This window comes from Paenibacillus caui (genome assembly GCF_019904135.1).
In the GTDB taxonomy this organism is placed as follows: domain Bacteria; phylum Bacillota; class Bacilli; order Paenibacillales; family Paenibacillaceae; genus Fontibacillus; species Fontibacillus caui.
Genome location: NZ_JAIOGQ010000035.1, coordinates 1 through 15,827 on the forward strand (window position 1 = coordinate 1; position 15,827 = coordinate 15,827).

The 15,827-nt window shown below is 55.1% G+C and carries 15 protein-coding genes; 10 read left to right on the forward strand and 5 right to left on the reverse strand.

What is annotated here, in order from left to right:
• Positions 1-295: 295 nt before the first annotated feature.
• From K7397_RS17895 to K7397_RS17905, 3 genes are all read right to left on the reverse strand, one after another.
• Positions 296-418, reverse strand: a complete 123-nt coding sequence (locus K7397_RS17895; RefSeq protein ID WP_223069466.1) for a YjcZ family sporulation protein — start codon at positions 416-418, stop codon at positions 296-298.
• A gap of 96 nt (positions 419-514) precedes the next feature.
• A complete protein-coding gene (locus K7397_RS17900; protein WP_223069581.1) occupies positions 515-1,810 on the reverse strand; it encodes an aminotransferase class I/II-fold pyridoxal phosphate-dependent enzyme in 1,296 nt (431 codons plus the stop codon).
• Positions 1,811-1,911: 101 nt separating this feature from the next.
• Positions 1,912-2,532 carry a pyridoxamine 5'-phosphate oxidase family protein gene (locus K7397_RS17905; protein WP_223069469.1) on the reverse strand — a complete coding sequence of 207 codons (621 nt, stop codon included), beginning with the start codon at positions 2,530-2,532 and terminating at the stop codon, positions 1,912-1,914.
• 26 nt (positions 2,533-2,558) lie between these two features.
• Here K7397_RS17905 and K7397_RS17910 point away from each other — a divergent pair, with 26 nt between their 5' ends.
• Positions 2,559-4,352, forward strand: coding sequence for an aminotransferase-like domain-containing protein (locus K7397_RS17910; RefSeq protein ID WP_337926756.1), 1,794 nt, complete (start codon positions 2,559-2,561; stop codon positions 4,350-4,352).
• Between the two features lie 31 nt (positions 4,353-4,383).
• Positions 4,384-5,172, forward strand: a complete 789-nt coding sequence (locus K7397_RS17915; RefSeq protein WP_223069471.1) for a helix-turn-helix domain-containing protein — start codon at positions 4,384-4,386, stop codon at positions 5,170-5,172.
• A gap of 389 nt (positions 5,173-5,561) precedes the next feature.
• Here K7397_RS17915 and asd read toward each other — a convergent pair whose 3' ends face one another.
• Both asd and K7397_RS17925 read right to left on the reverse strand, forming a co-directional pair.
• Complete coding sequence (gene asd, locus K7397_RS17920; RefSeq protein WP_223069473.1) at positions 5,562-6,404, reverse strand: archaetidylserine decarboxylase; 843 nt, start codon at positions 6,402-6,404, stop codon at positions 5,562-5,564.
• 158 nt (positions 6,405-6,562) lie between these two features.
• Positions 6,563-7,657: a YheC/YheD family endospore coat-associated protein gene (locus K7397_RS17925; RefSeq protein WP_223069476.1), complete on the reverse strand. Its 1,095-nt coding sequence runs from the start codon at positions 7,655-7,657 to the stop codon at positions 6,563-6,565.
• 279 nt (positions 7,658-7,936) lie between these two features.
• Between K7397_RS17925 and K7397_RS17930 the strand changes: the two genes are divergently transcribed.
• The 8 genes from K7397_RS17930 to K7397_RS17965 all read left to right on the forward strand — a co-directional run bounded on the left by K7397_RS17930 (position 7,937) and on the right by K7397_RS17965 (position 15,815).
• Entirely contained in the window at positions 7,937-9,112 is a 1,176-nt protein-coding gene (locus K7397_RS17930) for a glycosyltransferase family 4 protein (protein ID WP_223069478.1), read from the forward strand.
• 206 nt (positions 9,113-9,318) lie between these two features.
• The gene (locus tag K7397_RS17935) at positions 9,319-10,137 is read left to right on the forward strand and encodes a glycosyltransferase family 2 protein (protein ID WP_223069481.1); all 819 of its coding nucleotides are present in this window, start codon (positions 9,319-9,321) and stop codon (positions 10,135-10,137) included.
• Between the two features lie 8 nt (positions 10,138-10,145).
• A complete protein-coding gene (locus K7397_RS17940; protein ID WP_223069483.1) occupies positions 10,146-11,324 on the forward strand; it encodes a glycosyltransferase in 1,179 nt (392 codons plus the stop codon).
• Positions 11,321-12,085, forward strand: a complete 765-nt coding sequence (locus K7397_RS17945; RefSeq protein WP_223069485.1) for a glycosyltransferase family 2 protein — start codon at positions 11,321-11,323, stop codon at positions 12,083-12,085. Before K7397_RS17940 ends, K7397_RS17945 begins: the two co-directional genes overlap by 4 nt.
• Positions 12,082-12,813, forward strand: a complete 732-nt coding sequence (locus K7397_RS17950) for a sugar phosphate nucleotidyltransferase (protein WP_223069488.1) — start codon at positions 12,082-12,084, stop codon at positions 12,811-12,813. The genes K7397_RS17945 and K7397_RS17950 overlap by 4 nt, the downstream gene beginning before the upstream one ends.
• Positions 12,814-12,840: 27 nt before the next feature.
• The gene (locus K7397_RS21650; RefSeq protein WP_237691031.1) at positions 12,841-14,001 is read left to right on the forward strand and encodes a GT-D fold domain-containing protein; all 1,161 of its coding nucleotides are present in this window, start codon (positions 12,841-12,843) and stop codon (positions 13,999-14,001) included.
• 13 nt (positions 14,002-14,014) lie between these two features.
• Complete coding sequence (locus K7397_RS17960) at positions 14,015-15,385, forward strand: glycosyltransferase family 2 protein (RefSeq protein WP_223069492.1); 1,371 nt, start codon at positions 14,015-14,017, stop codon at positions 15,383-15,385.
• Between the two features lie 136 nt (positions 15,386-15,521).
• Entirely contained in the window at positions 15,522-15,815 is a 294-nt protein-coding gene (locus K7397_RS17965; RefSeq protein ID WP_223069494.1) for a nucleoside-diphosphate sugar epimerase, read from the forward strand.
• The last annotated feature ends 12 nt before the right edge of the window (positions 15,816-15,827 follow it).

Here is a 15,827-nt window from a genome sequence, read left to right on the forward strand (position 1 = left end):
TGAAATCGGGTACACTACTTGCTATAACCCTTTCTGCGATTGGATCTCCTTTCTGTGTGGAAACTAAAGGATACCATACAATCGCTTGAGAGGGTTATATTTTTATTGAGAACTTTTCACTGTCCAGTAAAAGGGTAGTATGCGTTAATTTAGAGAAGCTGTCCCAAAAGTAATTTTTAACTGCTTGGGGGCAGCTTTTTTTTCTGCCCAAAAACCCAAAAGCGCCGTCTGACGCAGTAGAGGAAGTCTACCGGCAGACGGCGCTTTATACGAGTTCTTGTTATTCAGGCAGAACTTAAAGGATAAACGCACGGCTGATGATAACAAGCAGGATAAACAGAACGAGGATAGCACCTGTGCTTGTGAATCCTACACCGTAGCCGCCTAATCCGCCTCTAGTTTCTTCGACTCCACTCATGGCTCATCCCCCTTTCCTTCGGTTGATGTTAATTACACTAGTATCATATGAACGGGGGTTAGCGGATGCGTGGGCCGTTGCCTTTATTACGGCAAATTAACCCTGCTGCAGGTCGAGAACCGCTTGATGGATCAGGTCGAATATCTCTTCCAGATTCTCTTCGGCAATACAGCTGAAGGCGATCCGCAAATCATGGTCGCCCAGGGCGATTGTGCCTACACCATATTCGTGAAGCAAGCGCTGACGCAGCGCTTCGGCATCTACGGTCTTCAGCTTGAGACACATGAAATAGCCCGAGTTGAAAGGGTAGTATTCCCATACATCGCCGTATTTTCCGCTGTCGAGCAGAGCCTTGACTTTGTTGGCGCGGCCTTTCATAACGGCGAATTTCTCCTCTTTCTGCGGGTGGAAATCTTCCGATTTCAGCGCCTGCAGCACAAAAGTCTGGGAAGGATGGGAAGCGCTCGAAATGGTGGCCCGGATAATGCCCATGGTCTTTTGCTCAAGGACAGAGGTTGCCTCTGGGCTGCCGGCGTACGTAATGAAGCCGACGCGGAATCCCCAAACGTATTCTTCCTTGGTGGCGCCGTCCACTTTAACGGCCAGAACGCGCGGATGAAGATCCGCCAGGCGGCCGAACAGCGATTCCTGGAGCGAATGTTCAAAGAACAGTCCGAAATAAGCATCGTCCGTCACGACCACCACGTTGATGCCGGCTTCGGCGGCTTCCTTCACGGCGGCGACAATCTCGTTACCTTCCTTCTCGCCTGGCGTGTAGCCTGTCGGATTGTTCGGGAAGTTGAGAACGACAACCGCTTTGCCGCCTGCCTGAACGGACAGCAGCGCATCGCGAAGTCCTTCGCTGTTGAATTTCATGTCCTCCGTAAACAGCGGATAATTGATGATTTTCGCGTGGCGGCGGATGCCGAACGTCAGTTCATAGTTTTCCCAGTTCTTATCGGGATAAATGACCGCATCCCCTTCATCCACGAGCAGATCGGCAACAATGCTGAGTCCGTGGGTCAGCGCATTGGTAACGATCGGATTGCCGAAGGATTTGCCGGACAGAGACGGATTCTCGGCAAGCATTTTGTCCCTCCAAACCTTGCGCAACTCGGGTTTGCCGGCCGGGGGGGCGTATGGGTACAAATCCTTGGGATTATAAGCCGAAAGCGTATCCTGGATTACGGCAAGGTGCATCGGTCCGCCGTTTTCCGTCGCAATGCCGATGGTGGCATTATATTTCTTGGCATGGCTTCCCGCTTCAGCCGATTGGCTCAAAATGCCTTCTTTAGGGAAATAGATCTCACGACCGAGCGTGGACAGCATGTCATACACATAAGGACTGTCCGTTTTAAGCCGGTCATTTAATTGTGACGCTAGAGGGTTCATCATTTCCATCCTTCCAACTACGATTTTGGTTCATGGCAGTTTCCATTTTGACTGCCTAACATTATATCATTTTGGCAGGGCAGCCGTCACGAACCAAAACATCACTTTTCGGTATGAAAAGGACAATATTTAAGCATCATTTGCAGGGTTTCGGCATCGCCGTCGCCGTCCCGCTCCCGGAGTCCTTCCATGACATGCGTCCGGCGGGGCTCCTTCAGGTTTTGTCCGAATTTGAATTTGGCGCTCATGGCGGACGGAACCACTTTATAGACGGCAACGGCCTTTAGCTGTCCCCCGTAACCGGGGTCTTTGGGATCAATCGGATCATACCCTCCTTCTGGCTGAAGCTTGTTCATAAAGAGGGAAAGCGCCTGGGCTTTCTCATCAAGATCTTCCACAATGTGGGCCGTTCCTTGCACCATAACGCTTTTGAAAAAAGAAGTGGCCGGACAGGCCAGCTTTGGATCGGTAAAATAGGACGGGATCACCGCGAATTCCCGGGCAACGGTAAAGCTGACCCGGTTATCGGATTTCATGTGCTTCATCTTCTCGCCGGCCTGGCTGCCGTGAAAATAAAAAACGCCATTGCCGTAAACAAAATTTAACGGCGTAACGCGGCTCAAGCCGTCCTCGCCTACAGTTCCAAGAAAGCCGAAGCTCATCTCGGCCAGAAAGGCCTCCATTTCTTCAGGCTGCTCGATCTCAAACTCGGTTCTTCTCATCGTTTCTAGCTCCTTCCTGATCAACGTTGTCCGTTTGGATAGAATTAAGCATAAGAGAAGAATTGACAATAAAAAAGAACCAATTTAGATTAATTTTAATAGACCAATCAGGAATGAAGGAGGAATTTGACGTGCCGGATTTCGCTTTGCCGTGGGAGACCGCGGTAAAGACCTACCGTTATAAATACTTGGCCATGTACCATGCGATCCGGAGTGTGATCCGGGATGGAACGCTGCCGAAAGGCTCGCGTCTTCCGGCTTCCAGGGAACTTGCCGCCATGTATGGATTGTCGCGCGGCAGCGTGGCCCAGGCCTATGACATGCTCCTTGCCGAAGGCTATGTCTATGCCCGGGTAGGCCAGGGAACGTTCGTCGCACCGAACTTTGCCGGCGCGGACCTTGCCGCGCGGGGCGAAGAAGGCGCGGAAGACGGCAAGCGCGAAAGCGCCGGGGAGGACGTTCCCGACCTTCCCTTGTCCTCCTGGGGGAGACGGCTCCTTGCGCAGAGCGGACAGGAAGATGTCCGCGGGGGCAAAGGGAGCTTCCCGGAGGAGGACGGGCCGGGTCATCCGGATAGGAGGACCGGTATCGAGCGCAGCCGGAAGGCTGGCGCAGATGCCGGGGCCCGGATGGACCCGAAGCAGGAGGGAACGGAAATGGCAAGGCGCGGAAGGCAGGCAGGACGTTCCGCCCCGGAGCCAAGGGAAGCGGCCGGTCCTTCGGGAAACGGCTGGATCTCTTTCGCGGAGGGCGGGCCGGGGGCGGCGGATTTTCCGCACGCGGCCTGGCGCAGCGCGCTGAGCCGCGCGGCCGGCGACATTTACGGCCCGGCCGATGTGTTTGGCGACGCCGGGCTGCGGGCCGCCATTGCGGCCCATCTGCGCGCGAGCCGCGGCATCGCCGCAGAGCCTGCATCGATCTGCTGCTTCAGCGGATCGATGCAGGCCATCGCGCTCCTTAGCCAGCTGCTGCTGGGCGAAGGGGCGCGGGCCGTGGTGGAGGATCCCGGCTATCCCGGGATCCGGCGCGCCGCCGCTGCCACAGGCGCGGCGGTCATTCCGGCCGAAGTGGACGGCCGGGGAATGATCCCGCGCGATTGGGACGCGCAGGTGCTCTATGTCACGCCGGGCCGGCAGTTCCCGACCGGCGCGGTGCTTGCGCCCGAGCGGCGGCGCGAGCTGCTCGCCTGGGCGCAGCGGCGGGGCGCTGTCATCGTCGAAGACGACTTTGACAGCGAATTCCGCTGGGGCGGGCGGCCGATGGAGCCGCTGATGGCGCAGGACCCAGGCGGCCGCGTCGTGTTCGTCGGCTCCTTCACCAAGCCGCTCTTTCCGGCCCTCCGGCTCGGCTATGCCGTGCTCCCTCCGCAGCTTGTACAGCCGGTCCGGCTGGCCAAGTCGCTGTATGAGCCGTATTCGCCGGCGCAGCTGGAGCAGCGCTCGCTCGCCCGGTTTATGGCCCGCGGCGACTATGACAAGCATTTGCGCCGGATGCGCCGGATCTACGGCTTGAGGCACGAAACCTTCCACCGGGAACTCGAGTCCCGGCTTGGCGGGTTGTTTACGCCGCTAGCTTCCTATAGCGGTCTGCATGTCTATGCCTTATGGCGTCGAAGCAAGGCCGAGTATGAGGCCTTCCGCTCCGCGTCCCGCAGCCGCGGCGTTTCGTTCCGCGACGCGTCCGGGTACTGGATAGGCGACCATCCTCCGGCAGCCTGCTTCTTCTTCGGCCATTTGGAGCCGGAGGCAATCGTTCAGGGCATGGAGCGTCTTGCCGATGCGAAAGATGAAATTTTGGCAAACGGATCTGACATAGTATAATACAAACAATAGATTACGAGGAGGAAGAATCATGCTTAAGACCTCTCCTTCCTCTTTTGTACTGAAACGGGCTTTCGCCAAAATCGTGTGTGAACCCGGATGGAAATGGCAGAAGCGGGAGAAGCCCCTGGAAAATTATGATTTGTTCTATGTATGGAGCGGGGAAGGCATTCTGGTGCTGAATGACCGGCCGACGCCCATCGGCAAAGGCAGCTGTTTTCTGTTTCGGCCGGGCGATTATACGAGCGCTACGCATAATCCGCAAAAGCCGCTCGTGCTGACCTACATTCATTTTGACGTCAAGGAGCCGCTGGAGGACGTTCCGGCACCGTACCGGCTTTTGGAGGACACGCTGGATTTTGAATTCATGCTTTCCAGGTACGTTCGTCTGTTCCTTAATCAGGGTACCTATGGGGCGGAGGAAGAAGCGCAGCTGATTCTGAAGCAGATGATGATCTATCTGCTCCGGCAGGAACGGCATGTGCCCGCTCCGCAAACGGTAAGCCATCATCTGGATGAAACGATTCAGGAAATCGCCAACTATATTTTGCAGCATCCCGGGCTTCCCCACAGCGCGAAGGACCTGGCGGCCCGCGCGGGGCTGTCGCCGCGGTATTTTTCGATTAAATTCAAGGAACTTACAGGCTCTCCTGTTCAGGCTTATATCATCAAATGCCGGATTGACCGGGCACAGCATCTGCTGGTGCATGCCGGCATGAACGTGACCGAGGTCGCGGAAGCGCTCGGGTACCGGGACATCTTTTTCTTCAGCCGCCAGTTCAAGCAGTACACCGGGAAAAGCCCTTCGGAAATCCGGTGAGCTTGCCTGGATTGGTTCAAACCGTCACGGTAAGGGTAAACATAATATTAACCGAATAAGCTGAAGGTGCGGATCTCGAAAGGAGGTGACATAATGAACAGTAGACGGCGGATGCGCAGCAGATGCTGTTATACAGGGGGATCCGGCATTTTCAGAAACCGTCTTCGCCGCCTGAAGAGGGCGGACGAGCATAATGTTTCCTGGTTCTAATACTTAACTGATCATTCATACTGTTCCATATAGCATATTTAAAGAAGCAGCATCCGTCACATGCGGATGCTGCTTCTTTTGCAAGCTGCTGCCCTTCTTCGTATTCGATTCCTGAAAGGACGGCTTTGCCGTTCAAACTGGTGCTCGCTCGTGCGGCTTGTACCCCAGATGCTGGGGCTTTAGCCCGGAACTTCGCTTTTGAATGGGCGGTTCTTGGTTGTGGCTTGCTCGTCCGAAATGGGGCGAAAGGTTCCGAGAAGCTGCCCCATCTTAACGGCGGTTCCGGCTTTGAGGCCTTCCAGCGGTGTAAAGGTGCCGCTTTCGGTAAGCAGCACCACCGTCGACCCGAATTCAAAGTAGGCAAGCTCGTCTCCTCGGTTCCACGCCGCAGCCTTCTCGTCCGTATATTTGATGCTGCTTACATTCATGGCTCCGACTTTAACGAGCGCGACCTCTCCCGGGGGGTGGGCAATATACGTAATCAGCCGTTCGTTGCGGCTCAGCACAGTTTTCATGTGAGTCATGCCGAAATCGTTGACAGGGTACACTTTGCCTTTAATATGCTCGCTTTCCAGCTTCCTTCCTGCGACCGGCGCGTGGATGCGGTGATAGTCGGTGGGACTTAAGTACAGCACGAAGAAAAATCCGTGACTGTATTTCTCCAGATGAGGAGAATCATTCAATAACCCGGCTATCGTGTAGTCCTGGCCTTTTACGTTCACAATGGTTCCGTCCTGAATCGTACCCATGGCGGTAATGAGCGAATCTACCGGACTGATCAGCCCATTCGGTTCATCATGAACCGGCCGCATGCCCGGTTTGAGACGGCGCGTAAAAAACTCATTAAGCGTCCGGTACTCGCCCATTTCTTTCTCCGCTTCATTTTGCGGGATGCCGTACATTTTTACAAACACGGGAATGAGCGGGCGGCTGATTGCCGAATGGGAAAATCGGCCTGTGAGGGCCGCAATCCACTTTCGTGAAGACAGTTCCGTAAAAAGCCGCATCATCCTTTTAGCCATGGATATCCCCTTTCATTTCCGTTCTAGCCTAAAATAATAAACTCATGTCACTTCCGCTAATATTGACACAGATCAAGATGTAAATCAATATGTCCCATGCTGAAAGCCGCCCACCGGATGGGAAAGTTCCGGCAAAGGAGCGGCTTTTGAACGGTTCGTTACAGTCTGTGTTCCTGAAGCAAGTAGCGGGCGAAAGCCATGGGTCTGCGGTACGTATTGATCCAGACGGGATGCATGCCTGCTTTACGGAAACCATATCGCTGGTCCCGACCGTTGCATTCGATAAAATAAGCCTGCCCCGAATCGGTTATTCCAATATCCATACCGAGGTCCGCGAGCAGCGGCAGCCGCCCGGACAGGTAGCGCGCAACCGAAAGAGCGAGAGCATGACAGCTCGCAAGCGCGCGTGACGCCATATTTGGCGGAAAAACCCGGCCAAGAACCTCTTCTGCCGGATAGGCGCTGCCGCCCTGGGCTATATTGGAGAGAAACATGCCGGGGGCGGACACTTTGGCAAATATGCCGGTGATTCCCCAGTCTCCTCCCAGCCCCCTCTGGACCGTCACGCGAACATCCAGGGGACGTCCTTCCATCTCGGCCAGCGGCAATCGTTCCTGCACCAGGTAAGGGAACCTGCCTAGCCGGCGGACTAACCAGCGAGGAAGGGTTGCTTTTTTGCCAAGGCGCATTTCATTAAAGCGTCCCTTTGTACGGGGAGCCTTGTAAAGCAGCTTCCATCCCTGCACATCCTGCCGCAGCCGCATGATTCCGCGGCCGACTGAGCTGTTCACCGGCTTGAGGATCAAATCGTTGTAACGGTGCATCATCCGTTCGATATTTTCCAAGGAGGCATGGAGGGAGGCCGGCTGACACCCGGAGAGCAGCGGATGCTCTCCAAGAAGGCGGTGGATCTCATCCTTGCCGTACCGGTTGCTGAAATTGTAGAGCAGCTTCCCCTGCTCCTGAAGGAGCCGGATTTTCCGGTTCGCGGAGGGACCTTTATAGATGGCCCGGTTATGAATGACCGCCGGTGTTTCGATGAACGCCTTCCTGAACCGTTCCCCTTCCCTCCGATAAACCAGGCTTGTTCCTGAATGAAGATCGATATCGTCCAGACGCAAATAGCAAGGCTTCAGGTCATACAGGGCAGCGGCTTCTTCATAGAGGGACAGGGATTCTTGTCCAGTGTGTCCCTTCTCCACTCCCCGGTGCATATTGGCGTTTAAAAGGATGCCGACAGATTCGGGCGGCACGTTCCTCCCTCCTTTTTGCGGGACTCATGAATCTCCTTTGTCCTTGATTGGCTCTCTTTACTCTATGTTGTCCGTCCCGCTTAAGCATGGACGAATGTGGCGCGTCAACAGCCTGATTTAGCCTTTGGCCATTCGCGGAAGGACGCGGACGGACAGGGAGGGAAGCTTGGAAAGGCAGCAGTTTTATAAACCCTTTTTGGGGAAATAAGTCACGCAAAGCCGCATTATTCCGTATAACTACAACATACAAGATTAGTAGAAGGGAGGTTGTCAGCCGTCTTGAATCCTCAAAAGGTTGCGGTTGTCACACCGGGATCGTTCGTCATTCCGTCAGGGAGAAGCAGCTCGGTGGAACGGGTTGTCGAAAAGATGGTTCCGCTCGCGTCAGACCGCCTGGATATTCGGGTCTTTGGCAGAACAGGAGAAGAGGCTTCCATGAAAGCGATGCTTGGAGCGGTTCCCTGCTGCAGGGTACCCGGAGGCTCCTCTTATTTTCCGGCGATTCTTCGCCATCTTCGTTCCTTCCGGCCGGATACGATCGATGTCCATAACAGGCCTGTCCTGGCTTACCGATTAAAGCAAAGATTGCCCGGAGCGGAAGTTTTCCTTTCCTTGCATTCCACGACCTTTATTCAGACCAGAAATTTTCCGGGAGCAAGCGGATTGGAAATGCTTCGTCTGCTTGACGGCATTATCGTGAACAGCGGTTTTTTGGGCAAGGAGGTGCTAAAGCGTTTCCCTGGCCTTCGAGTGCCGGTCGAAGTGAATCATCTGGGCGTCAGTCTGGAAGATTTTGTGCCGCGCTGGACGCCCTCAGGCGAGGCGCTCCGCCGGGCAAGGCTGTCCGAATTCGGTTGGAGCGGACGCAAAATTGTCTTGTTTGTCGGCAGGCTGATTCCTGAAAAAGGAGTGCATCTGCTGCTTGAAACGGTGCCGTCCGTTGTCCGGAAGCAGCCTGATGCGCTGTTTCTCATTGTCGGAAGCGCCTACTACAGCAGCCCCCGGGAAACGGCGTATGTGCGCAGTCTGAAGGAGCTGGCTTCAGCCTGGCCGGATCATATCGTCTTCCTGCCGTATACGCCTTATCCGAAGGTAGCGGATTGGTACAACCTGGCGGATGTCGTGGTTGTTCCTTCCGGAGAAGAGGAGGCGTTCGGCCTTGTCAATGTGGAAGCCATGGCTTCGGGTGTGCCGGTCATCGCTACCAGAGCGGGGGGGATCCCGGAAATCATTGAAGATGGACGTTCGGGCTTGCTGATTTCCGGGCATGTAAGCGAGGAACTGCCGGCAGGCATTGTAAAGCTGCTGGAAAGCGAAGAGCTTTGCAGAGAGATGGGGCTGGCCGGTGCGGAAATTGCGCGCAGCCGTTTCAGATGGCAGCATACAGCCGACCGCTGGGCCCGCCTGATGGCAAGACAGAGAGACCGGGCTGCCGCCGCCTCGATTTATTTGTAGGGATGACGGTTCTTTGAGGCGAATTCGCCTAAAGCTAAGCGCAAGGCAAACAGGATGCTCGCGGACATTTCCCTGGCATTCTGTTTGTTCGCATTTTTAGGCATATATTGGTGCCTCTTTGTACGTTTGCCGTTGCGTGGGGCCATGAGCCGCATAAGCTATCTTATATTCCATCCATTATGAATATCTAGGGAAGGTGGATTTTGATGGATAAGAAGCGCCGGCTCCGTGTCCGGCAAAGCCGGCCCGCGCAGCGGAGAACAAAGCGGGTAAAAGCGGTGGTTCATTGCCATCCAGATCCGGTAGTGTCCGTCATTGTTCCGGTTATGAATGAACGCCGTACGCTGGCAAGGGTCATTCGGGAGGCTGCCAGGGTGCATCCGCGAACCGAGATAATTGTTGTGGCGAATGGCTGCACGGACGGAAGCGCACAGCTTGCAAGAGAGCTTGGAGCCATCGTTGTTGAATATCATGATCCGCTGGGACATGATGTGCCGCGAGCCATCGGAGCAAAATGGGCGAAGGGGGACGTGCTATTGTTCACGGACGGGGATATGGTTGTTCCGGCCAGAGATTTCCGTCCGTTTGTCGCAGAAATTTTATCCGGCTGCGATTTGGCTCTTAATGGTTACAGCGGCCCCGTCCAGGTAAGGGAGGTTCATCCGGTCGTCAGCGCCAAGCATACGCTAAACACTCTGCTCTCCAGACCGGATCTGAAGGGAGCCTCTTTAACGGCAGTGCCGCATGCGCTTAGCAGACGTGCCGCCGCACAAATCGGTTTTGATGTCCTGGGGAAACCGCCATTGGCCCTGTCGGCGGCAGCACTTGAAGGTTTGGACATCCGGGTGGTGCATTTCGTGGATGTCGGGCGTATGAACCGCCGGAGAAGCCGTTCCAAACGAGGCGATCTGCTGACCTCGCTTGTAGCCGGTGATCACATCGAAGCGGTGGAACTGCTCGTGGAGAAGCTTGGCCCGCGAGGAGGGTTCTCCGATCTGGGACGTCTCCGCGAAAGGGCCAGGTGATCGGCGAAATGATAAAGACTAAATTCGTTAATAAAGGAAAATACAGACACCCTATGTCATCCGTGGCGGCACGAAACAAGGTGCCCCGGATTGGAAAGGGCAGAAGCAGAAGGGCGGCTGCCGGATCGCGCCACAGGGTGTATGCCATCCGGGGTCCTTCTGGTAGGGCTGATTTCAAGGCTGTGCAAACAACGGAATTGGCTCGGGCCTATCAGGCGGGGAAGGACTCCGGACAGGACGCCTTATTCAAGGAGCGGAGTGAGGGGACTGCCCGTTCGCAGGACCACTTCCGGGCATCGCTGTCGAACTGGTTCGGCAGCCAAACGAGCGGAAAACGTCCGCCATTTGCCCATGCGCTCGCGCTGGGGTATGCCTATCGGGACGGTTATGCCGCTGCCAGGAGCAAAAGACCTCAAACATACGGGGTGCCCGTCCCGCTGTCTGGAACCGCGTCGGTTGTCATTACCGCATGCAATGAGGAGAAGACGATAGGCTCGCTGCTTGATGAGCTGGAGCGCCTCCCGCTTTCCGAGAAAATCGTCGTACTTAACGGATGTACGGACGGAAGCTTCGCCGAAGTGAAAAGCCGCAAAAACGTCATTATGGCATATTTTCCTAAACGGCTCGGACATGATGTCGGGCGCTCGGTCGGGGCGGCTCTGGCGTCAGGGGATTCCGTGCTGTTTGTGGACGGGGATATGGCTGTGCCTGCTGAAGAGCTTGCCGCTTTTTTGTATGAACGGGAAAACGGCACGGATGTGGTGCTTAACGATATTTCCGCATATCTCCCCCTTTATGCCAGTCAGGATGAGGTGACAAGGTGCAAGCTGTTTCTAAATCAGGCGCTTGGCCGTCCGGATTTGAAGAGCAATTCGATGACCGCAGTGCCGCATGCCCTGTCGCGGAAAGCTATAGACATCATAGGAACGGAAATGCTTACCGTACCGCCGAAAGCGCAGGCTGTGGCCATTATAGAAAGGTTGACGGTATCGGCCCCTTGCACGACCGATGTCATCGGCCGCAATCGGCTGCGCGAAGGCAATTACGGCGCCGGCAACAATGTGGCCCTGCTTATTTTAGGCGATCATGTGGAGGCATTGAACGAGGCAGTGCGCCGTAAGGGCTCCAGACTGTTCTGGGAGACCGCACCTCGTCCGCAGCTTGCGAAAGCGAGGAACCGTCAATGAACAACGAGCGCTTAACGAGTATTATTATCCCTACCTACAATGGACTCCATCTGCTGTCCCGCCTTGTTGAATCGATTCGCGAGCATACGGATGCCCCGTATGAAATCATCGTGGTGGATAACGGATCGGATGACGGAACCAAGGAATACTGCGTGCGGGAGCAGCTGATCCTGATTTCCCTGCCCAGGAATATGGGATTTCCGATTGCCTGCAACAAAGGGCTGGCTGCTTCCGCCGGCGATCAGCTTCTGCTGCTTAACAATGACTGCTTGGTTACTCCGCGCTGGCTATCACAGCTTTCGACCGCTCTGAATAGCGCAGACGATATTGGCATCGTTGGTCCCGTTACCAATTATGCCAGCGGGATGCAGCGGCTGGATACCGGCCTTGACGGACCGGCGGAGCTGCTTGAATATGCACGGACATTTAACCGGAGCAATGCTTCCAAGTGGGTGGAAGTCAGAAGGCTTATCGGGTATTGCTTTTTGTTCAAACGGAGCCTTTATGACCGGATCGGGCCGCTGGATGAAGCTTTTTCGCCCGGTCATTATGAGGACGATGATTATTGCTTTAGGGCGGTAAGGGAAGGCTACCGGCTGCTTATTTGCGGAGATACCTTTATTTATCATAAAGGCAGCGCAAGCTTCAAGGAGAAATACCCAGAGGGCTTGGACGGACTTATAGAGAAGAATCGCAAATTGTTTATAGATAAATGGGGCATCGATCCCCGTCGGTTCATGAGAGAGGAGGAGAATCCGTGAAAGGCGTCATTTTGGCGGGAGGAACAGGCACAAGATTATATCCGCTGACCAGGCTAATTAACAAGCACTTGCTTCCCGTAGGCGACTCGCCGATGATCTGTTACGGAATAGAACGTCTTAGACAGGCAGGCATTACGGATATCATGCTGATTATCAGCAAACAGTCCGCCGGCTTGTACACCGATTTTTTGGGCAGCGGAAGCAGCATGGGCGTCAGAATAACTTATAAAATCCAGGAAGAAGCCGGAGGGATTGCCGAAGCGCTTGAATTGGCCAAAGGCTTTATCACTCCCAGGGACCGGTTTGTGGTTCTGCTTGGCGACAATCTGTTTCTTGACAACTTGAAGCCTTTTGTCGAGAAGTTTCAAAAGCAGCCTTACGGCACCGCAAGAGTTCTGCTGAAGCGGGTGAACGATCCCAGAAGATACGGGGTTCCGGTCTTTGACAAGGATAATCGCAAACTCATTTCTTACATTGAAGAAAAGCCCAAGCAGCCTAAATCGAACTACTGCGTAACCGGCATTTACATGTATGACGACCAGGTGTTCGAACACATTGCGGCTACTGAGCCGTCGGACCGGGGCGAGCTTGAAATTACGGATGTTAATAATTTGTACGCCAGGGAAAGCAAGCTTGAATATGACATCCTTCGCAGGTGGTGGACGGATGCGGGCACCTTTGAGTCACTGCATGATGCCGCGCGGCGGATGAAGGGGATCCGCCCATAAGGAAATGCTTGTAACGGAGGATGGAAGATGAGAAATAATGCGAATTCCAGGTACGGGAAATCGGACCCGGCCAAAAATTCGGAATTCAGACGCTATAGGAGAAGCAAGAGCCAGAGGCACTCCTTGCTAAAGCTGTATCGACGGCGAAAGCCTCTCCGGGGCCCCTTTGCCCGCTTCCGGAATCGCCGTCGGATCTTTACGGCAAGCCGGCTTGCCCGCAAGGTACTGAAACCAGCAGCTTCACCCCAAAAGGGACGGCCGTTCGCGAAGCCTGATTTCTGCCAGGTGAAGGATCAGGAGGGACAGAATGGACAAACCGAGCTCCAGGTTAAACAGGAACCGGATCAGGAAGCGGCTTTTCGTAGGGCCTATGAGTCGGGCTACCGCGAAGGCTGTTTCGAAGGGGGAGAGGGAGTTGTTACCCGTCTGCTCCCGCCTCATATGATCCTTCCGGGGATCACTGCGGAAGGCCTGATCGCTTCCGGCATTCGCCATCTTCCCCCGGGTTCGATGATTCCGCTTCTTCCACCGCCTGACGTAGCCGGCGCCTTGCGCGATGCCTTGGACAACGGGCGGCCTTTCTCCATCGTCCGTCTCGGCGACGGGGAACTGTTAACGTTGGCCCATGACACCGTTCTCCCTGTGGAAGAAGCCCGGATGCGGGGACCGTTCCTTCCTTACGCCGGCGTTGAGCTTCCGGCGCACGAGGTCAGGGAAGCGCTTGCCGCCGCCCTTCGAAAAGCCGACATTATCGGGGTGCCAGCGTCTCGGCACCCTTCTTTCCAAGGCCTGCTGTCCCCGGTCTTTACCCATTATGGACTTGATCTGACGAGCCTCCGTCTTACATCCTCAACGGTGAACTACGCGCTTGCGGAGGAGGGCTTGCTGTTGCCCCTGCTCAGGGGCAGGAAAGTGCTGGTTGCGGGAAACCGGGCGGAAGGGCTGGCGCAGGTGCTGCAGCGCGTCGGCATCGAGGTGAGCGGTCTAGTCACTCCGGTCCGGGGCGTGCACGATACGGAAGCAGCGGTACTCGCGGCTTCCGGGCAGTCATTCGATATTGCTTTGGTGGCGGCGGGCATCGCAGCCGTCCTAATCTCTACGGAGATCGCATGTCGTCTTGGCAAGCCGGCGCTGGATTTCGGCCATCTGGCCAATAAACTGGAAAGCGGAGAACTGGCGCTTCGCTGACATGGAGGGGCACATGGACAACAGGAAGAGGCTTCATTTAAAGAAGAATGGGGAAAGACGTTTGCCGCCTTCCAGGCTGTTCGAACTTGGACGCCATGCCGGTTACGAGAAGGGAAGAACAGCCGGCTACGAGGATTTTGAACAAGGATTTGAAGGAACCAGCATCATTATTCCGACTTTTAATAAGAAGAAACTGCTGCTGCAATGCCTCGACAGCATAGAAGCCCATACTCCCTTTCCCTATGAGCTCGTTGTAGTCGACGATGCCTCAACCGACGGAACCAAGGAAGCGCTGCGGGACAGACGAAAGATCAGGTTGGCTGTCCATTCGCGCAACCTGGGCTTCGCCGGTTCCATCAATACAGGACTGATGATGGCAAAAGGACAAACGGTGCTTCTGCTGAACAATGACGTGCTCGTTACGGAGAACTGGCTCGGGAATATGCTGGACTGCCTGAACAGTTCGCCGGATATCGGAGCCGTTGGTCCTGTGACCAATTATATCGGGGGGGAGCAGCAAATCGAGGTTCCTTACCTTGATGTTGGGGATATGTGGGGATTTGCTGCCGAGCATAACCGGAAAAATCCTCTGCGCTGGAGGAGAACGGACCGACTGGTCGGGTTTTGCCTGCTTATGAAGCATGAAACCGTTATGCAAACGGGCTACTTTGATGAAGGATACCGGGTAGGCAATTACGAGGATGATGATTGGATGATCCGTCTCCGGCTGCAAGGGATGAAGCTGATGATTGCCGGCGACGCTTTTATTCATCACTTTGGCAGTGAGACTATGAAAAGCCTGAACGAGCAGGATTTTGCACAGATCAATAAAGACAACAGCGATTATTTCCATCGGAAGTGGGGTCATGTGCATGAGCGGCTCGGACAGATTGAGCAGCTGCGGGAGAACGGGAGAACAGCACAAACGCTGGCCTGGTCCGAAGGATCCCCGGCGCAGGTTCTGGCCAGAAGCGGGTCCGGAACTTTGTATTGGCTCGACCATGGAATGAGATACAGGATCAAGGACGCTGACGCGGCGACAGTGGCCGAGATAGATCCGTCCGCTTGCGCCATAAGACTTTCGCAACGATCCTTGCGAAATATTCCGCTTGGCGGGGAATGGGGGCTTAGGGAGGCGAGGGCCGCGATCGCGAAAGCTTCGGTGCCTGGGGAGCCGCTTGGCGAGGGCTCCGTTGTGAGTCTGGATGACGGGCAGATGTATCAAATTGATAGAGGCGCAGCAAGAAACATATGGACCCGGTATACGGCCGAAGCTTGGGGATTAGCGGACAGAGCCCGTCCGATTTCTCCCGGGGAGCTTGCGGCTTTCCCTGCGGGGCCGCCCGTGCTGCCCCCGATTCAACTGATTTCGCCGCTGTTATAAATTTTACGTAAGGCCTATGGATTAGAGCGGAACGCGGAATGACGCCCCGGCATATGCTGAAATCAGTAGAATGCGGGGGCGTTTATTCTTGGAATGACAGCGCCCTGATTCTTAGGTTAAATGGAGGGGCTGAAGAGTGGAGCAGAAAATTACCGATATCATTATGCATATGGGGCATTCACACCAGCAGTTAGCCCGTATCATTGACGCCGAGCGCCATATCACCGTCAGAATGTCGCAGATTGTACACGCGCTGCCGGATCAGGAACCGAACTTCGAAGGTGTGGAAGGTTTGATGGACAGCTCGTCATCCATCAACAAAAGCCTGGTAGCCTATTTGAATTCAATTGCCGATCTGGAAGAGGCAATGGCGGAAAATCTGACGCAAGTCATCTCTGAACTGAAGGGGTCGGAGTCGGAAGATGAGTAACAGGATAGCGGA

Bases quoted from the DNA above. Each gene is read 5' to 3' on its own strand.
- K7397_RS17905 (WP_223069469.1), bottom strand. From the start codon at position 2,532: ATGAGAAGAACCGAGTTTGAGATCGAGCAGCCTGAAGAAATGGAGGCC.
- K7397_RS17935 (WP_223069481.1), top strand. From the start codon at position 9,319: ATGGATAAGAAGCGCCGGCTCCGTGTCCGGCAAAGCCGGCCCGCGCAG.
- K7397_RS17940 (WP_223069483.1), top strand. From the start codon at position 10,146: ATGATAAAGACTAAATTCGTTAATAAAGGAAAATACAGACACCCTATG.
- K7397_RS17945 (WP_223069485.1), top strand. From the start codon at position 11,321: ATGAACAACGAGCGCTTAACGAGTATTATTATCCCTACCTACAATGGA.
- K7397_RS17900 (WP_223069581.1), bottom strand. From the start codon at position 1,810: ATGAACCCTCTAGCGTCACAATTAAATGACCGGCTTAAAACGGACAGT.
- K7397_RS21650 (WP_237691031.1), top strand. From the start codon at position 12,841: ATGAGAAATAATGCGAATTCCAGGTACGGGAAATCGGACCCGGCCAAA.
- K7397_RS17915 (WP_223069471.1), top strand. From the start codon at position 4,384: ATGCTTAAGACCTCTCCTTCCTCTTTTGTACTGAAACGGGCTTTCGCC.
- asd (WP_223069473.1), bottom strand. From the start codon at position 6,404: ATGGCTAAAAGGATGATGCGGCTTTTTACGGAACTGTCTTCACGAAAG.
- K7397_RS17895 (WP_223069466.1), bottom strand. From the start codon at position 418: ATGAGTGGAGTCGAAGAAACTAGAGGCGGATTAGGCGGCTACGGTGTA.
- K7397_RS17960 (WP_223069492.1), top strand. From the start codon at position 14,015: ATGGACAACAGGAAGAGGCTTCATTTAAAGAAGAATGGGGAAAGACGT.